At 58.1% G+C, this 16,112-nt stretch carries 14 protein-coding genes; 13 read left to right on the forward strand and 1 reads right to left on the reverse strand.

Annotated elements, in window-relative coordinates; translation table 11 throughout:
• Nucleotides 1-125 precede the first annotated feature (125 nt).
• Nucleotides 126-467 (reverse strand): zinc ribbon domain-containing protein YjdM, encoded by a 342-nt coding sequence (locus A3OW_RS0113475; RefSeq protein ID WP_020563969.1) that lies wholly within the window; start codon nucleotides 465-467, stop codon nucleotides 126-128.
• Between the two features lie 206 nt (nucleotides 468-673).
• On the opposite strand from A3OW_RS0113475, the gene A3OW_RS0113480 reads away from it, so the two are divergent.
• The 13 genes from A3OW_RS0113480 to A3OW_RS0113545 all read left to right on the forward strand — a co-directional run bounded on the left by A3OW_RS0113480 (nucleotide 674) and on the right by A3OW_RS0113545 (nucleotide 16,110).
• Nucleotides 674-1,450 carry a methyltransferase domain-containing protein gene (locus A3OW_RS0113480; RefSeq protein ID WP_026223588.1) on the forward strand — a complete coding sequence of 259 codons (777 nt, stop codon included), beginning with the start codon at nucleotides 674-676 and terminating at the stop codon, nucleotides 1,448-1,450.
• A gap of 363 nt (nucleotides 1,451-1,813) precedes the next feature.
• Complete coding sequence (locus A3OW_RS0113485) at nucleotides 1,814-2,623, forward strand: sulfite exporter TauE/SafE family protein (protein WP_026223589.1); 810 nt, start codon at nucleotides 1,814-1,816, stop codon at nucleotides 2,621-2,623.
• Nucleotides 2,624-2,653: 30 nt separating this feature from the next.
• Entirely contained in the window at nucleotides 2,654-2,884 is a 231-nt protein-coding gene (locus A3OW_RS0113490; protein WP_020563972.1) for a hypothetical protein, read from the forward strand.
• A 250-nt stretch (nucleotides 2,885-3,134) separates the two neighbouring features.
• Nucleotides 3,135-4,499 (forward strand): efflux transporter outer membrane subunit, encoded by a 1,365-nt coding sequence (locus A3OW_RS0113500; protein WP_020563974.1) that lies wholly within the window; start codon nucleotides 3,135-3,137, stop codon nucleotides 4,497-4,499.
• A gap of 13 nt (nucleotides 4,500-4,512) precedes the next feature.
• Nucleotides 4,513-5,703 (forward strand): efflux RND transporter periplasmic adaptor subunit, encoded by a 1,191-nt coding sequence (locus A3OW_RS0113505; RefSeq protein ID WP_020563975.1) that lies wholly within the window; start codon nucleotides 4,513-4,515, stop codon nucleotides 5,701-5,703.
• Entirely contained in the window at nucleotides 5,690-8,824 is a 3,135-nt protein-coding gene (locus tag A3OW_RS24995; RefSeq protein WP_020563976.1) for an efflux RND transporter permease subunit, read from the forward strand. Before A3OW_RS0113505 ends, A3OW_RS24995 begins: the two co-directional genes overlap by 14 nt.
• Before the next feature lie 229 nt (nucleotides 8,825-9,053).
• On the forward strand, nucleotides 9,054-9,401 hold the full coding sequence (locus A3OW_RS0113515) for a hypothetical protein (protein WP_020563977.1): 348 nt from the start codon (nucleotides 9,054-9,056) through the stop codon (nucleotides 9,399-9,401).
• Nucleotides 9,402-9,559: 158 nt separating this feature from the next.
• Nucleotides 9,560-10,324: an energy transducer TonB gene (locus A3OW_RS25000; protein ID WP_020563978.1), complete on the forward strand. Its 765-nt coding sequence runs from the start codon at nucleotides 9,560-9,562 to the stop codon at nucleotides 10,322-10,324.
• A 15-nt stretch (nucleotides 10,325-10,339) separates the two neighbouring features.
• Nucleotides 10,340-11,002: a MotA/TolQ/ExbB proton channel family protein gene (locus tag A3OW_RS0113525; RefSeq protein ID WP_020563979.1), complete on the forward strand. Its 663-nt coding sequence runs from the start codon at nucleotides 10,340-10,342 to the stop codon at nucleotides 11,000-11,002.
• A 6-nt stretch (nucleotides 11,003-11,008) separates the two neighbouring features.
• Nucleotides 11,009-11,422: an ExbD/TolR family protein gene (locus A3OW_RS0113530; RefSeq protein WP_026223591.1), complete on the forward strand. Its 414-nt coding sequence runs from the start codon at nucleotides 11,009-11,011 to the stop codon at nucleotides 11,420-11,422.
• A 364-nt stretch (nucleotides 11,423-11,786) separates the two neighbouring features.
• The gene (locus A3OW_RS0113535) at nucleotides 11,787-12,299 is read left to right on the forward strand and encodes an RNA polymerase sigma factor (RefSeq protein WP_020563981.1); all 513 of its coding nucleotides are present in this window, start codon (nucleotides 11,787-11,789) and stop codon (nucleotides 12,297-12,299) included.
• Nucleotides 12,300-12,302: 3 nt separating this feature from the next.
• On the forward strand, nucleotides 12,303-13,277 hold the full coding sequence (locus A3OW_RS0113540) for a FecR family protein (protein WP_020563982.1): 975 nt from the start codon (nucleotides 12,303-12,305) through the stop codon (nucleotides 13,275-13,277).
• Between the two features lie 373 nt (nucleotides 13,278-13,650).
• Nucleotides 13,651-16,110 (forward strand): TonB-dependent siderophore receptor, encoded by a 2,460-nt coding sequence (locus tag A3OW_RS0113545; protein WP_020563983.1) that lies wholly within the window; start codon nucleotides 13,651-13,653, stop codon nucleotides 16,108-16,110.
• The last annotated feature ends 2 nt before the right edge of the window (nucleotides 16,111-16,112 follow it).

Here is a 16,112-nt window from a genome sequence, read left to right on the forward strand (position 1 = left end):
AGATCGAGTTCGGAATGAAATCGCGGGCTTCATTTCCGGGATGAAACGGTTTGCCTGTTCGATGCGGCCGGTAGGCATGAAACGAGGTTTCCTGGAAGCCTCATCCCAATTCCCTGCCGGGCCGGTCAGGATTTTTTGACAAACTCCGATTTCAGCTTCATCGCACCGATGCCGTCGATCTTGCAGTCGATGTCGTGATCGCCTTCGACGAGGCGGATGTTTTTGACTTTGGTGCCGACTTTGACCACCAGGGACGAGCCTTTGACCTTGAGGTCCTTGATGACGGTGACGGTATCGCCGTCTTCCAGCACATTGCCGTTGGCGTCCTTGACGATGCGAACATCGCTTTTGTCTTCGGCGGTGGCGTCGAGCGTCCATTCGTTGGCGCAGACGGGGCAGATGTAGATGCCGTTGTCTTCGTAAGTGAATTCGGCTCCGCATGCCGGACAGGGAGGCAGATTGCTCATTAAATTACCTTTATCTCGTGTTAAAGCGCCTTGTGCAGGACAAGGCAAAAGAAAGGCCATGATGCCAGATTCAGGGGCGGATTGTCCAATACCCGAGAATTTTCGATGCTTCTCTCCTTTCGAAGAAATCCAGGCTCCGGGTCGGCAAGGAAGCTTAAGCGGAATGCCTCATTCCGGCCGGGCTGAGGCGGCCCGGAAAGCGTATAATGTCTCTCATGAAATACGACAGAAATTTTGACGATCTGGTCGAACGCTTCGAGCAACGCATTTATGAAACCGCGAAAGGCGATTGGCGGCTGAAGCTGCTGCGGGAAGATCTGGCTCCTTTTTATCGGCCCGAGCCGCCTTTGACGGTTTGGGATACCGGCTGCGGGCTGGCGCAAATCAGCCTGGAATTGGCCGCGAAAGGCCACCGCACGACTCTCTGCGACCTATCCGGAAAAATGCTGGCCCGGGCCAGGCAGCAATTCGGGGATCAGGGTTTGAATGCCGAGTTTCATCATCAGGCCGCCCAGACGCTGGCGCCGAGCCTGCCCTTGTTCGACCTGGTGCTCTGCCATGCCTTGCTGGAATGGCTGGCGCAACCTTTGCCGACTTTGCAAGCCATCGCCGGGCGGGTAAAACCGGGCGGCCATCTGTCGCTGTTGTTCTACAACCGCAATGCGATGGTCTATCTCAACGTGCTGAAAGGGCAATGGCGCTGGCAAAATCTGCTGAACGACAGTTACCTCGGCAAAGGCACCAAACTGACCCCGCCCCACCCTCAATATCCGCACGAAGTGATCGAACAGCTCGAGCACTGGGGCTTTACCATCACCGTTCATACCGGCATCCGCGTTTTTCACGACTATGTCGCAAGAGAAACGAGGGAACAGAGCGAAGTGTCCGAACTCTTCGAGTTGGAACGGCGTTATTGCCGAATGCCAACTTACCGCGACATGGGCCGTTACGTGCACTTGGTCGCGCAACGGATGCAGGATTAACGGGCCGGAACGAAGCCGGCGGCCGGCCCATCAAAACGGTCCGGCGCAGGCAGGACGTCTGCTATCGTTGCCGATGCGGATCGGATCAGGCGGCTCTGAAAAAACGGAGCCGGTCTTGTTTACTCGGGTTCCCGGATAAGTCCATGTCGGCCGTCTTCAACAACGAAAACGGTATCACTATATTAGATAATGATTTCGAATTTTATCATTTTTCATTATCGTGGTTTCGTTCTAAGATGGCTCGTTACCAAAAGATATCGAAATAACCATTCAGGCGGAGCCTACGTCATTCCGAACGCGGCTCAATTTGCGGCTTTATCCGCATGCTATACGCTTTTTCAACTTCGGATCAAAAGGATATTTATGGATTTGGCCTATTCGCTTTCAGGCTTCGCTGTGGGACTGCTGGTCGGATTGACCGGCGTGGGCGGGGGATCATTGATGACTCCTTTGCTGGTTTTTCTTTTCGGGTTCAAGCCCGCGGTCGCCGTCGGCACCGACCTGCTGTTTGCCGCCATTACCAAAACCGGCGGCGTCTGGGTCCATCACGGCAAACACAATTCGGTCGAATGGAAAATCGTCGGATTGCTGGCGCTCGGCAGCCTGCCGTTCGCGCTTCTGACCCTTTACGTGCTCAAACATCTGAGCACCGCCGGCAAGGAAATCAGCGGCGTCATGACCTATTCACTCGGCATCGCGCTGATTTTGACCGCCTTGGCCCTGCTAATACGCAGCGCCTTGCTGCAACGGGCGAAAAAATTGGGCCAGATCGACGACGACCACAGCACCGAGGCCAATGCCGCTCGTTTCAAGCGTTTTCACGTACCGGCGACCATTCTGATCGGCGCGGTATTGGGCGTACTGGTAACGTTGTCGTCGGTCGGCGCCGGCGCTCTCGGCACCGTCGCGCTGTTGTTCCTGTATCCTAAAATGACCACGGTAAAAATCGTCGGCACCGACCTGGCTCATGCGATCCCTCTAACCGCCGTAGCCGGACTGGGCCATCTAGGGCTCGGCAACGTCGACGCCGTGTTGCTGGGAAGCTTGTTGATCGGCTCCCTGCCCGGCATCTGGATCGGCAGTCATCTCAGCGCAAAAATTCCGGAAGCGGTGATGCGCCCGATTCTGGCAAGCGTTCTGCTGCTCATCGGCCTCAAGTTCGTGTTGCAATAATCTCTCCGCCCGGACAGCCGCACGGCCAACGTGCGCCGTTTTCAAGCGCTGTCCGGGCGTCTTTCCGGCGTCGAGCCGATTCCCTCGCCTTTTTCGAACGCGAACAGGGATGACGAAGCCCGTCAATCCTTTCCCGCTACTCTTGTTTTCATCATCAAGACCGCAATGGCCGAAGCCGGCTTCTTTCAAACCTGCCGCCGTACTTTTCTCACAGACGTCCCGACACTCGCCATCGGCCAATTACGCTTGACTCGATGGTAACGGCCTTCCCTTGCCGCCGAAGCGAAATATAAAACGTGATATTTCCAGTACTTGGCAAATTTCTGCCATTTTTTTTCATTTTTTGGTGGGGTTTTTCTTCTTTCATTCGTCTTATTCAACAACACTCCTTCATGTTATGAAAACCGGCATGGATCGAACCGGCCGTGCCGAGACGTCTGAAGTGAAATAAATCATCCGGAAAAATTTCAATCGATCGCTTGATACCGAAGAAGTCCATTTAAACCCGTCCATGCAATCCGATTTGAAACGTTTTCCGGTCGTCCTGCTTTGTGCGCTCTCGACGGCCTGTCAATCCTTGGTCGAACACGGCCGGCACCGCGACGCGCCTCCGGCTCCGGAGCAGTGGGCCGCCGCGACGCCTTCCGATGCCGTCCAGAATCACTGGCTGGAAGATTTTGCCGATCCGCTGCTGGCGGCGACGGTACAGTCGGCGCTGTCGAACAATTTCGATCTCAAGGCGGCCTCTGCCCGAATCGAGGCGGCGCGCGCCGAGATGCGCATAGCAGGAGCGGGGCGCTGGCCGCAACTGGCATTGGCCGCCGGCTACCGCCGAGGCGATCCGGGCGAACTCGACGAGGAAACCGGCGCTTTCGAAGCGTTGTTCAACCTGTCCTGGGAACTGGACGTCTGGGGACGCATCCGCGCGCAACAGGAAGCCGCAGGGCAGGAAGCCGAAGCCACTCTGGCCGACTGGCAAGCCGCCCGGCTGTCGCTGGCGGCGCGCACCGCACAAAACTACGTCGAGCTGGCCGAGGCGCGGGAGCAGGTCAAGGTGGCCGAACAGTCGATGCGCGACCGGGGCACACTGGTCGAACTGTTGCGTGGGCGCTTTCGCCGAGGCCTGACGCATGCTCTGGACCTGCGCCTGGCCCTGACCGATCTGGCCAACGCCGAAGCCCAGCTTGCCGAACAACGCAACCGCGTCCAGATCCTGACCCGGTCACTGGAAGTCCTGCTCGGCGGTTATCCGGAAGGCCGATTCAAAAACGCGGAAACGCTGCCGCCACTGCCTCACGGCGTGCCCGCAGGTCTCCCGTCCGAACTGCTCGATCGCCGCCCCGATCTGAATGCCGCCTTCGCCCGTCTTTCCGCTTTCGATAACCGGCTGGAAAGCGCGCGCAAGGCGCTGCTGCCCCGTTTCACACTGACCGCGAACGGCGGCTCGATCAGTTCGTCCCTGACGGACTGGGCCGATCCGCGCGCCGCCGCCTGGAATTTTGCTCTCGGCCTGCTCCAGCCGATTTTCACCGGAGGCCGCCTGCTCGGCGATATCGACCTACAGCAAGCCCGGGTTGAAGAAGCGCTGAACGGCTATAAAGCGGCGGCACTCAACGCGTTTCGCGAAGTCGAACAGAGCCTGACCGCCGAAGGCCGCTTGCGCGAGCAGGAGCAGGCCCTGCGGGAAGCGGTGCGGCAGACCGACGCCAGCCGCAAACTGGCGGTGTATTCGTATCAGCACGGGCTGATCGAGATTCTGACCTTGCTGGACAGTTACCGCAGCACCCTGAATGCACAAAGCGCACATCTGACCGCGCGCCGGCAATTGCTGAACAACCGGATCGAACTGTATCTGGCGCTGGGCGGCGGCTTTTGAACGTCAACACTTTATGAAACCGATAAAAATCGTTCTTCCGATTCTGTTACTGTCGGCCTCGGCGGCCGCCTCCTGGGCACTGATCGCGAACAAGCCGGCGGCCGCTCCGCCCGCCAAAAACCGGCCGCTGCCGCAAGTGACCGTCGCCATGGCGCAACCGGAAACTCTGCGCATGAACGTGATTTCACAAGGAATCGTCAAGCCGCGCACCGAAATCGACCTGGTCAGCGAAGTGGCCGGCAAGGTGGTGGCCATCCATCCGGCTTTTGCGGACGGCGGCTTTTTCAAAAAAGGCGAACGCCTGATCGCGATCGATCCGCGCGATTACGACTACGCGATCACGCGGGCCGAAGCCCTGGTCGCCGAGGCGCGCAAGGAACTGCTGCGCGAAGCCGCCGAAGCGGAACAGGCGCAAAACGAATGGCAGGCGCTGGGCGGCGGCGACGCCAACGATTTCGTGCTGCACAAGCCGCATCTGGCCGAACGCAGGGCGAAACTGGCCGCGGCGAAAGCAGATCTGGCGGCGGCGCGCCTCAATCGCAGCCGCTGCGATCTGGCCGCGCCATTCGCCGGCCGCGTACGCAGCAAGCAAGCCGACGTCGGCCAATATCTCGACAGCGGGCAGATCGCCGCTCGCATCTATGCGACCGACCGTGCGGAAGTCCGCCTGCCGGTGCCGAGCGCGGAGCTGGAATTTCTCGATTTGCCGCTGACTTATCCGGATGCGGGTCAGACTTCACTCGGGCCGGCCGTCAGGCTCAGTGCCCAGTTTGCAGGCCGAATGCACAACTGGGAAGGCCGCATCGTGCGCACCGAGGGCGCTCTCGACGACAAGACCGGCCTGTTGTATGCCGTGGCCGAAATCCGCGATCCGTATGCTTACCACAAGGACCGCCCACCGCTCGCGGCCGGCCTGTTCGTGCGGGCGGAAATCGCCGGCAGCGAGCGCCGCGATCTGATCGACATTCCACGTGCGGCGCTGCACAGCGGTTATCAAGTCTATGTCGTCGACAAGGACAATCGCCTGCGCCAGCGCCGCGTCGAAGTGTTGCGCGCCGATACCGACCGGATCGTGCTCGGCAAAGGATTGCAGCCGGGCGAGCGGGTGCTGGTGTCCGGCGTGGAATTGCCGATCGAAGGCATGCAGGTCGCGATTCAGACGTCTTCTTCCTCCTCTGCGGAGCCCGGCCATGGCGCGGATTAAAAACGGTCGTTCGCTGCTCGGCTGGTTTGCCGGCAATCCGGTCGCGGCCAATCTGTTGATGATTCTGATTTTTATCGGCGGTCTCAACACCCTGGAGCAGACCGACCGGGAAGCCTATCCCCGCTTCGCGCCGGAGCGGATCGAGGTCAATGCGTTGTATCCGGGCGCGGGTCCGGCCGAAATTCAGCAAAGCGTGTGCATTCCGATCGAAGAAGCCATTCACGACCTTGAAGGCATCAAACGCCTGAACAGCACCGCCACCGAAGGCAAATGCGAAGTCGGCGTACAGGTGCTGCAGGACTATCCGCTGCGCGATCTCTCGAGCGCGATCCGTTCCCGGGTGCAGGCGATCCCAAACCTGCCGAAAGAAGTCGAGCGCATCGACATCGACGACTCCGGCTGGGAGTATCCGGCGATTTCGGTGGTTTTGTACGGCGATGCCGACAAGTTAATCTTGCGCCGCCTTGCCGAAAAGGTACGAGACGATCTGGCCAGGCTGGACAATGTGCGTCTGGTCCGGTTATGGAATGAAAACGAGTTCGAGGTCGCGGTCGAGATTCCTGCCGAAAGGCTTCGGCAACAGCAACTGACGCTCGACGACGTGGCCGAGGCAGTGCGCCGCGAATCGCTGGATCTGGCCGGCGGCGTGCTGAAAGCACCGACCGGCGAATTCCAGTTGCGCGCGAAAAGCACCGCCGACACGCGCGACAAGCTGCTGGCGTTGACTTTGCGCACCTACCCCGACGGCACCCGTCTGACCCTGGGCGATGTCGCCACGGTCACCGACGGCTACGCCGAAAAAGGTTTCGAATATTACAGCGACGGCCAACGCTCCGAGACGATCGCGGTGATCGCCCGGCACAATCTGGTCGGCGCCGCTGAACAGGTCGCCCGCTACGTCGAAGACCTGCGCCCTACCCTGCCCGAAGGCATCCAGGTGAAAACCCGGCGCGACAATGCGCGTTCGTTTTCCGAACTGCTCGATACGCTGACCTTCGAAGGCGTCAGCGGTTTCTTTCTGGTGCTGCTGGTGCTATGGCTGTTTTTGACTACCCAGATCGCGCTCTGGGCCGCGGTCGGAGTGATGATTTCGGTGTTCGGCGCGCTCTGGTGGCTGCCGGCCTCCGGCGTGACGCTGAACATGCTGTCGCTGTTCGGCTTCGTGTTGTCGATGGGGGTGCTGGTCGACGATGCGATTATCGTCAGCGAACGGATTCACGAACTGCAAAACCGGGGCCTGGGCGCGCTGGAGGCGGCGATCACGGGCGTCCGGGAAGTCGCTGTGCCGGTAACGCTCGGCGTTCTGATCGGTCTGATCGCGTTTTTGCCGGGCCTGTTCGTGCCGCCGAGCTGGGCGACCCAATTCATGAAACCGGTCGCGATCGTGATGATTCTGTCGCTGGCATTTTCGCTGGTCGAAGCCTTGCTGATCCTGCCGGCGCATCTTGCGCACGAAACCCAAGAAGAAACCGCCTGGCCGGGCATCGCCCGCCTGCGCGCTGCGCTGAACGGCGGCCTGTCGTTCTGCAACGAACGCGGCTACCAGCCTTTTTTGCGGTGGGTGCTGGACTGGCGCTACAGCACGGTGGCGCTGTTCGCCGGAGCGGTGATCCTCGGCCTGACCCTGGTCAAACACGATTACGTCAAGGTGTCGCTCGAAGAGGATGTCGGCTACGACAATTTTCACATCCATCTGCGTCCGCCGCTCGGCACTCCGTTTGCAGAAACCCGCGCCCGCATCGGGCAATTCGTGACGGCGCTGAAACAAGCCGAAGAAGAACTGAACCGCACCCAGCCGCCCGGTTCGCCGAGCGTGGTCGAAGGGCTCGACGTGTTCATCGAAGAAGTCGATCCCACCATCTGGGTCGAGTTTTCGAGCGAAGCGCGCAAAACCTTTCACATCCGTGATCTGATCAAGCGCTGGTACGACCACGTCGGGGACGTCGGCGACTTCCGTCCCGATTTCCATACGCCGACCGAACAGGACGTGATCGATCTCGAACTCGAAGTGACCGGCCCCGATCCCGCTGCCCTGGCGGCAGCGGTCGAAGAACTGAAAAGCCGAATCGCCGCTTATCCCGGCGTGACCAAAATCGAAGATTCGCGGCGTCCCGGCAAGCCCGAGCTGCGCCTCGAGCTGACGCCGTCGGCCGAACGGCTGGGGCTGCGCCTGCGCGATCTGGCCCTGCAGGTGCGCCATGCCTATTTCGGCGACGAAGCGCAGCGTTTCATCCGCGGCCGCGATCAGATCAAGATCATGCTGCGCACGCCACGTTCGGAACGGCAGGATTTCGCCGATCTGCGCGCGCTGGCGATCGCGCTGCCGGACGGCGGCCAGGCGCCGCTCGGCGAATTGGCGACAATCGGCTTTGCGCCCGGCTTCGGCGAACTGACTCGCGAAAACCGACGCGGCATCGTTTCGATCCAGGCGCGCCTGGACAAACGCCAGCCGCTTACCGGCGAACAGATCTTCAAGGAACTCAGGGAAAGCACTTTTGAAACGCTGGAAAACCGTTATCCCGGCCTCGAAATCTCCGGCGGCGCAGCCAAGGAGGAAGCCGATCTGGTGATGGCGGGGCTGAAGCGCAACACGCTGATTTCGCTGGCAGCGATCTATGCACTGATCGCGGTCAGTTTCCGTTCCTATTTGCAGCCCTTGCTGTTCATGCTGGCAGTGCCGGTAGCCTGGCTCGGCGCGCTGTCGGTGCACTGGGCGCTCGGCATGACCATGACCTTTCAATCGGTGGTCGGTGCGGTCGCCGCCAGCGGCGTGGTCGTCAACGACAGCATCGTGCTGCTCGACTACATCCGCCAGCGCCGCGCCGACGAATCGTCCCTGAGCGGATTGATCGTCGAAGCCTGTGCGAGCCGCTTCCGGCCGATCGTGCTGGTGGCCCTGACCAATCTGGCCGGTTTTTTTCCGATGTTGTTCGAGACCAGCGAACAGGCGATCTTTCTGGTGCCGATGACCTTGTCGCTGACCTTCGGCCTGCTGCTCGGAACGACCGCAACGTTGATACTGATACCGGCCTGTTACGCAGTGCTGCAGGATTTCGGCCGCGCGGCAAAGTGGCTGCGGCAACGCCTGGGCTCGGAAACCGGACAAGCGGCGCCGCGGTAGAGTACGCACCGCGTACCTTTTCAAATCTGCCCTGCTCGGACGATTTTACAAATCGGTACGTGACCCTTAGGAACGGCTTTAACCACGGCCGAGGCGTCTGCAAAAACACCCGGTTTCGGGAAGCCGCACGGATGCCTTGTTGGATTTTGCTTGGCTCGGCTCGACCCGAGCGTCCATAAATAACGGCATACAGCCTATTTTACAACTACGACTTGACAGGAGAAAACCCATGACCAAAAGCACTTTTCGCTTACTGAGCCTCACTCTGGCGATTCCTTTGCACGTCAACGCCGGCACCCTCGTCGACGGCAAATGGTCGCTGGCTACTTGCGGCAACAAACCCGAAGTGCCGACGATCGACCAAACCAACGTCGAAGCCTTCAATCAAAGCGTCGCCGACATCAATGTCTGGCAGCAGCAGGCCAAGGCCTATTATGAATGCCTGGTCAAGGAAGCGAATGTGGACAATGCCGTCATTGCCGACACGGCCAATGCCGCGCAAGCCGATTACCGCGCTGCGGTCGAAAGAATCGGCAGGGAAGCCGATGCCGCCAAAAAGAAACTTGAAAGCAAATAACAATCGGAGTTACCGGATTGTGCCGCCCGGATTTTGCCCGGCTGCGGCAAATTGCCGCATTTTTTTGCGCGCCAAGGTGGGGGTTTTTGCGTTCTGAAACGTCTTATCAGAGTTAGGTACTCTAAAAATAACGATTACACAGTACGGACAACATTCCTATGCAACTCTTAAATAATCGGGAAGTCGGCTCGTCGGCGCCGGCTTTCCTTTATCCGGGCGGAACCGTAGCCGGTCCGTTATCTTCCCGGCAAGCCCTGCTCGCGCTGCTGATCCGGGAAAAGCGCCCAGGTTATCTGTTCGGCGAAATCGTGCTGGCCGTGTTTCTACTGCACGCGCTGGCGCTGCTCTGGCTGTTCGCGCCGACCGATCCGATCGCCCAGGCCAAACCGCTGATGATGGAGGTTTCGCTGGTCGCCTCACCGAAACAAGAGACCCATCCAGCGCCGCCGGCACCGCCCAAACCGCCGGAGCCGCCCAAAAAGAAGCCGAAGAAAAAACCGGTCGTGAAGAAGCCGCTGGCAAAAGATGCGGTGGCCTTGCCCAAACCGCAGGAAACCGACGCGGCTCCGGTGGAAGCGCCTCCGTCGCCGCCGGCACCGCCTTCTCCCGTCAAAACGGCCGCACCGCCGACGGAAACCTTTACCCAAGCGAATTTTCAGGCCAATTACGGCTTCAACCCGAAACCGGAGTATCCGCGCCTGGCGCGCAACCGCGGCTGGGAGGGCAAAGTCCTGCTGAAGGTGCAGGTATCCGCCCAAGGGCTCAGCGACAGCGTCGAGGTCCACCACAGCAGCGGTCACGACATCCTCGACGAGTCGGCAGTCGCCGCGGTCGAGAAATGGAAATTCATTCCGGCGATGCGCGGCAGCACCCCGGTCACCACTTCGGTGATCGTACCGATCATTTTTACGTTGAACAATTGATAGCAGGAGACGTCAATGCCTTATCACATTCCCCCCACCGCCATCGTCGACGGCACCCTTTACACCTTGCTGGCGTTTTCGATCGCGACCTGGTCGCTGATCGTGTTCAAAATCTGGCAGTTCGCCCGCAACGGCATCCATAACCGGCGCTTCAACAGCGCCTTCTGGAATGCGTCCGACATCGGCGCCGCCGAATCCCTGCCCGTTCTGACCGCGCGTGGGCCCCAGGCGCGGATCGCCCGGCGCGGCTTCGGCTGGCTGAGCGAAATGCGCGCCACTTCCGCTCAAGCCCTGAAATTCCGGGGTTCGCCGGAAGAGTTGCTCGGTCATGCCTTGCGCCTGCAAACGCAGGAAGAGCAGCGCGCCCTCGAAAGCGGACTGACCCTGCTCGCCAGCATCGGCAGCACCGCCCCATTCGTCGGACTGTTCGGCACCGTGCTCGGCATCATGCACGCGTTGCACGAAATCAGCCGGAGCGGCTCGGCCAGCCTGGACGTCGTCGCCGGCCCCATCGGCGACGCGTTGATCGCGACCGCCGTCGGCATTGCCGTCGCGGTGCCGGCGGTGCTTGCCTACAACTTTTTCGGCCGCCGCGCCAAACAACACCGGCAGGCGCTGGACAATTTCGCCGGCAGCTTTCTGCACCTGGTCTTCAACGTCGACGGCGCTCGGGAGTAATTGGTCATGGCTTTCAATACGCAATCCTCCGAAGAACAGGACGCGATCAGCGACATCAACGTCACCCCGCTGGTCGACGTGATGCTGGTGCTGGTGATCATCCTGCTGGTCACCGCGCCGCTTCTGACTCAGTCGGTCAAGGTCAATCTGCCGAAAACGGCGGAGACGACGCCGGACGTGAAAGACCAGCCGCTGCAGCTCGGCATCGATGCGCAGGGCCAGGTCACGCTAAATAAAAAACCGCTTGTGGATCTCGTCGCGCTGGAGGCCGAACTGACCGTAGAGCTCCAGAACAATCCGGAAGCGGCGGTACATCTCTACGCCGACCAGGGCGTCCTCTATTCAAAGGTAGCGGAAGTGATGGCTTCCGCCCAGCACGCCGGCATTACCAAGCTGGCATTCGTGACGGTGGAACAGTAGGTCGCGCATGCCCGGGTTATCCGTCGGCTTTCCAGGAAAGCCGTTCGCGTATTACGGAAGCCAAGAGCCATCGCCGCTTGCTTCCGTAACCCATGCGTGATTTGACGCAGTCACTGCGGCAAATCCCACAACCCTATCACCGAAGGGCATACCCGCATCGGTTGAGAATGCCGCATTGATTAACACCGTCGTAAGCCGCGTTACCTGCTACGCCACACTCAGCGCCAGCCCGCCCAGCGTTTCCCCCTTTCCGCAGCCCCTTCTAGCACGACGCTCCCATCCTTGGCACGCATTCTGCTTGTTGCTAATACCCTTCTTCATCCGATGGCCATCGTCGAATCCTGAGTATGAGCAGCAAGCCGGAATGACCCTGAAAGAACTTCTCGACCAATTGTTTCGCAGCCACCATCAAGAATTGCTCCGCTTTGCCGGCCAGAGGGCCGGCGACGCGGCGGAAGATTTGGTGCAACTTTCGTTTTTGCGCCTGCTGCAACATCCGGACATCGACACGATTGCCAACCACCGGGCCTATCTCTACAAACTGACCGCGAATGCGGTGATTGATCATCACCGCAAATTAGCCGTGCGCGCGCATCACCATGCCGATCTTGACGAGATTGACGAAGTCCCTTCGTTCGCGTCCTGCCCGGAAGCCGTGCTGCATCATCGGCAGATGCTCGAGCGCTGCCTACAGGCCCTGGACGCGCTGCCGCCGTTGCCGCGCACGATTTTTTTATTGCACCGCTTCGACGGTTTGACTTATCCTCAGATTGCCAAATTGTTGGGCCTTTCGCGCAGCAGCGTCGAGCGGCATTTTTATACGGCATTGGAGCATTGCTTCGCCGCCTCGCTCGCCCAAGTTCCATCGAGTATGTAATTGATGAATTCGCCGGCCCCCAATGCACTGTCCGAACCGCAACGGCAAGCCTTGCGCTGGCTGTCGCGCCTTAACGCCGCCACTTGCAGCGATAGAGACCGGCAGATCTTCGAGGACTGGCTCGCCGAAGCGCCCGAACATGCCGAAGCCTATCTCCAGGCACAGCAATTCTGGCAGCAGCTCGGCGGCCTGACCGATGTCGCCGGCGCCAGGCTGAAGGACGCGCGCGGCTATGTGCAAACGGCTCGGACCACCCGCCGCCGGCGCAACACCACCCTGCTGGCTCTCGCTCTCGCCGCCGGCCTGTGCGTCCTGCAACCCGAACTTGTGTTAAAACTCACCTCCCAAAGCTATCAGACCGCAAAAGGCGAACAGACCGCGATCAACCTGGCCGACGGCAGCCGTATCGAACTGAACACCGACAGCGACTTACGCGTCGCGCGTCTGTTCGGTTCCCGCACCGTCTGGCTGGAACGCGGCGAAGCCTGGTTCGACGTCAAACACGACGGCGCGCATCCGTTCGAAGTCATCGCCGGCAACGGACGCATCCGCGACGTCGGCACCCGCTTCAACGTGAGCAGAGACGGAGACAACACCACGGTCGAAGTAGAGGAAGGCATTGTGGCGCTCAGCCGTGATGGTTCCCCTGAACAGTGGGTCAAAGCCGGCCAGCAAAGCGGTTTTGACGCCGAAGGCCGGCTGCGGCCGGTCCACGCCGGCGACTCGAATGCCGCCGGCAGTTGGCGGCGCGGACTGTTGATCTTCAAACGGCAGACTTTGTCGGACGTGCTGCGGCAACTTGCGCGCTACCATCAGGTCGAGTTCGAGCTGCCGGATGCAAAACTGCAAAGCCTGAGCGTCAGCGGCCGTTTTTCGACCAGTAATCTCGACGAGAGCCTGAATACGCTGGCCAATGGCTTGGACGTCAAAATCACGCGGCTGTCGCCGATGCGTGTTTCGATCGAGGCCAGACGGTAATGCGCTGCGTCAGAGTCCAAAGCTAACTTTGGAAGGCGTCCCTGAATGCAACCAAAGCAGGCCTTGGACTCCGCTCCCATTGTCGTGTCGTAAAAGCTCCCTCTCCAGCGGGAGAGAGTTGAGGCGAGGGGAAATAAATTAAGGGAAACATTGCATTATACTCCCTCACCCTGCCTCTCCCGGAGGAAGAAGGTTCGGTTATGACTTTTACGAAACCTTGAAGCCAATTGAGTCAGCAGCATCCATTCCGGCCGCACCGAAGCGGGTAGAAAAAAGCCGTTTGTGAAAAACAACGAAAAAATTTTAAAAATCGTGAGGTGTCAGCCCCACATCAAACGTTCATACGGGAAACCACTCAATCAATGGAGACCCGATGAATCCGACCCGACACCTGCTGCTGGCCGCATCCTTTACCCTTTGTTCCGCCGCCGTGCTGGCCGAAGCACAAACCTATAACGTCGACATACCCGCGCAGCCGCTGTCGTCCGCACTGGAAGCCCTGGCGCAACAGACCGGCATCAGGCCGTTTTATTCGGACGCCATTGTCGCCGGCAAAACTTCCCGTGCGGTATCCGGCCGCTTGACCGCCGAGCAAGCCTTGTCGCGGCTGTTGTCCGGCAGCGGCTCGAGCCACAGGTTTAACAGCGATAAAGCGGTGGCGATTACCGCCGCGGAAACGGACGCAAAAACGTTGCCGCCGGTAACGGTGTCGGGACAGGCAGAGTATGACTCGACCGATCCTTATAACAAAAGCTATACCGTCACTAACAGTTCTACTGCCACGAAAACTGACACGCCGCTAATAGAGACTCCGGTGTCAGTGCAAGTTGTGCCTAGATCGGTGATGGACGACCAGAAAACCACTCGTATCAAAGATGCCTTGGAAAATGTCAGCGGTGTAAGAGCGCAGCCGACATTAGGGGGTGGCAACGGCTTTATCATTCGCGGATTTCGCAATGGTACAGTTTATCGTAATGGTCTATTGACTAACGGCAATGCTTTTGTCGGCTTTCCAAGCGAATTCGATGCCGGTAATCTGCAAAGTATTGATGTACTTAAAGGTCCGGCTGCTGTGCTGTTTGGTCGCATTGAACCCGGCGGCCTGATCAATATCACCACCAAAAAGCCATTAGACATCCCTTATTATTCGCTTGAGCAGCAATTTGGTTCTTATGATTATTATCGTACTCAATGGGATGCAACCGGGGCGATTACTGATGACAAGTCGTTGCTGTATCGCTTCACTGGTGCTTATCAGAACAATAATTCATTTAGAGATTTTGTTTTTACGGATCGAGTGATGGTCAATCCAAGCATTACTTGGCGGCCAACCGAGATGACTGACCTGACGCTTAATGTTGAAGGTTTGGACCAGGATTATCAGACAGATTTCGGTATTCCGGCGATGGGTAATCGTCCCGCTCCAGTTCCTATTAGCCGTTCGATCGGTGACCCGAATGACCCGGTGGATCACATATCCAAAGCGCTAGTTAGTACTGAGATAAATCATCGATTTAATAATGATTGGGCAGTACATAACCGTTTCCTCGCCAGCTTTAATAATGAATATACTAAGTATTTGACACCATCTCCCACAGGCGTATTGGGACCGGATGGTATTGTAAAACGCAATATTTTTGGTCATGATAACGAGCTTGAAAGCTACTCTACAAATTTGGATTTGACCGGGAAATTCCGGTTGGGCTTTTCCGAGCATGACATCTTGGTGGGCTTTGATTATTTCCAGTCCACGCAAAAATACCACTCGTTTGGTGAGTATGCCTTCCCGAATAACAGCTTGGACATCAACATATTTAATCCATACCCAAGTTACGGGATCAGTCCGGAACTGATCAGACAAACCTTGGCGCAACCTAACAGTTGCTGCGGCGGTGAGGATTTCGCCTTTATTTATAGCCAATGGTACGGAGCTTATTTCCAGGATCAGATCACCTTGTGGGATAAGCTTCATATTCTAGGCGGCGGCCGCTACGACTGGGCGGATTCCGGATTTTCTTACAAAACTTCTTTTGAACTAGCTGAGGCTACCTTGCCGTCAAATAAAGTCGACGGCTTTAGCCCTCGAGTCGGCATACTTTATCAGCCGGTCCCTTGGTTAGGGGTTTATGGCAATTGGACGACTTCGTTTAATGCCAATAATGCCCCGGCCGCTAATGGCTCGACTTTTGATCCGCAAAGAGGCGAACAATTCGAAGCAGGCGTGAAAACGCAGGTATTTGATGACAGATTGATCGCGACCTTAGCATACTATCATTTGGTTAAGGACAATATCTTGGTGCCGGATTTAGCGACAGCCAACTTGTTCGATAGAATCAGCAATAAACAACGCAGCCAAGGGATTGAGTTAGATATTACGGGACAGATTACCAATCAATTGAGCCTGATCGGCAGCTATGCTTTCACCGACGCCCGTGTTCTGGAAGACCATGTTGCAGAGGGTAATCCGAGCAATGCCGGACATAGGATGCCAAATGTTCCTGAGCATTCTGGTAGCTTGTGGTTCAAGTACGATGTTAATGGCTATGATTCCCAGGAAGGCTTTAGTTTCGGCATAGGCGGTATTGCGGCGGGACAACGTCAAGGCGATTTTGCCAACAGCTTTCAATTACCGGGCTTTGTCAGGATGGATGCCTTTGCCGCTTATAGAATGAAAGTGGGGGCAACCAAGGTTACTACGCAGTTCAACATCCGTAATTTGTTAGATAAAAATTATTACGAATCAACCGATCCTGACTTAAATACCTCACCTAATTTGAGCATTGCGCCGGGTGCGCCACTGATGGCTAATGGGTCGATTCGGGTAGAATTTTAGAT

The organism is Methylosarcina fibrata AML-C10 (assembly GCF_000372865.1).
Taxonomy (GTDB): domain Bacteria; phylum Pseudomonadota; class Gammaproteobacteria; order Methylococcales; family Methylomonadaceae; genus Methylosarcina; species Methylosarcina fibrata.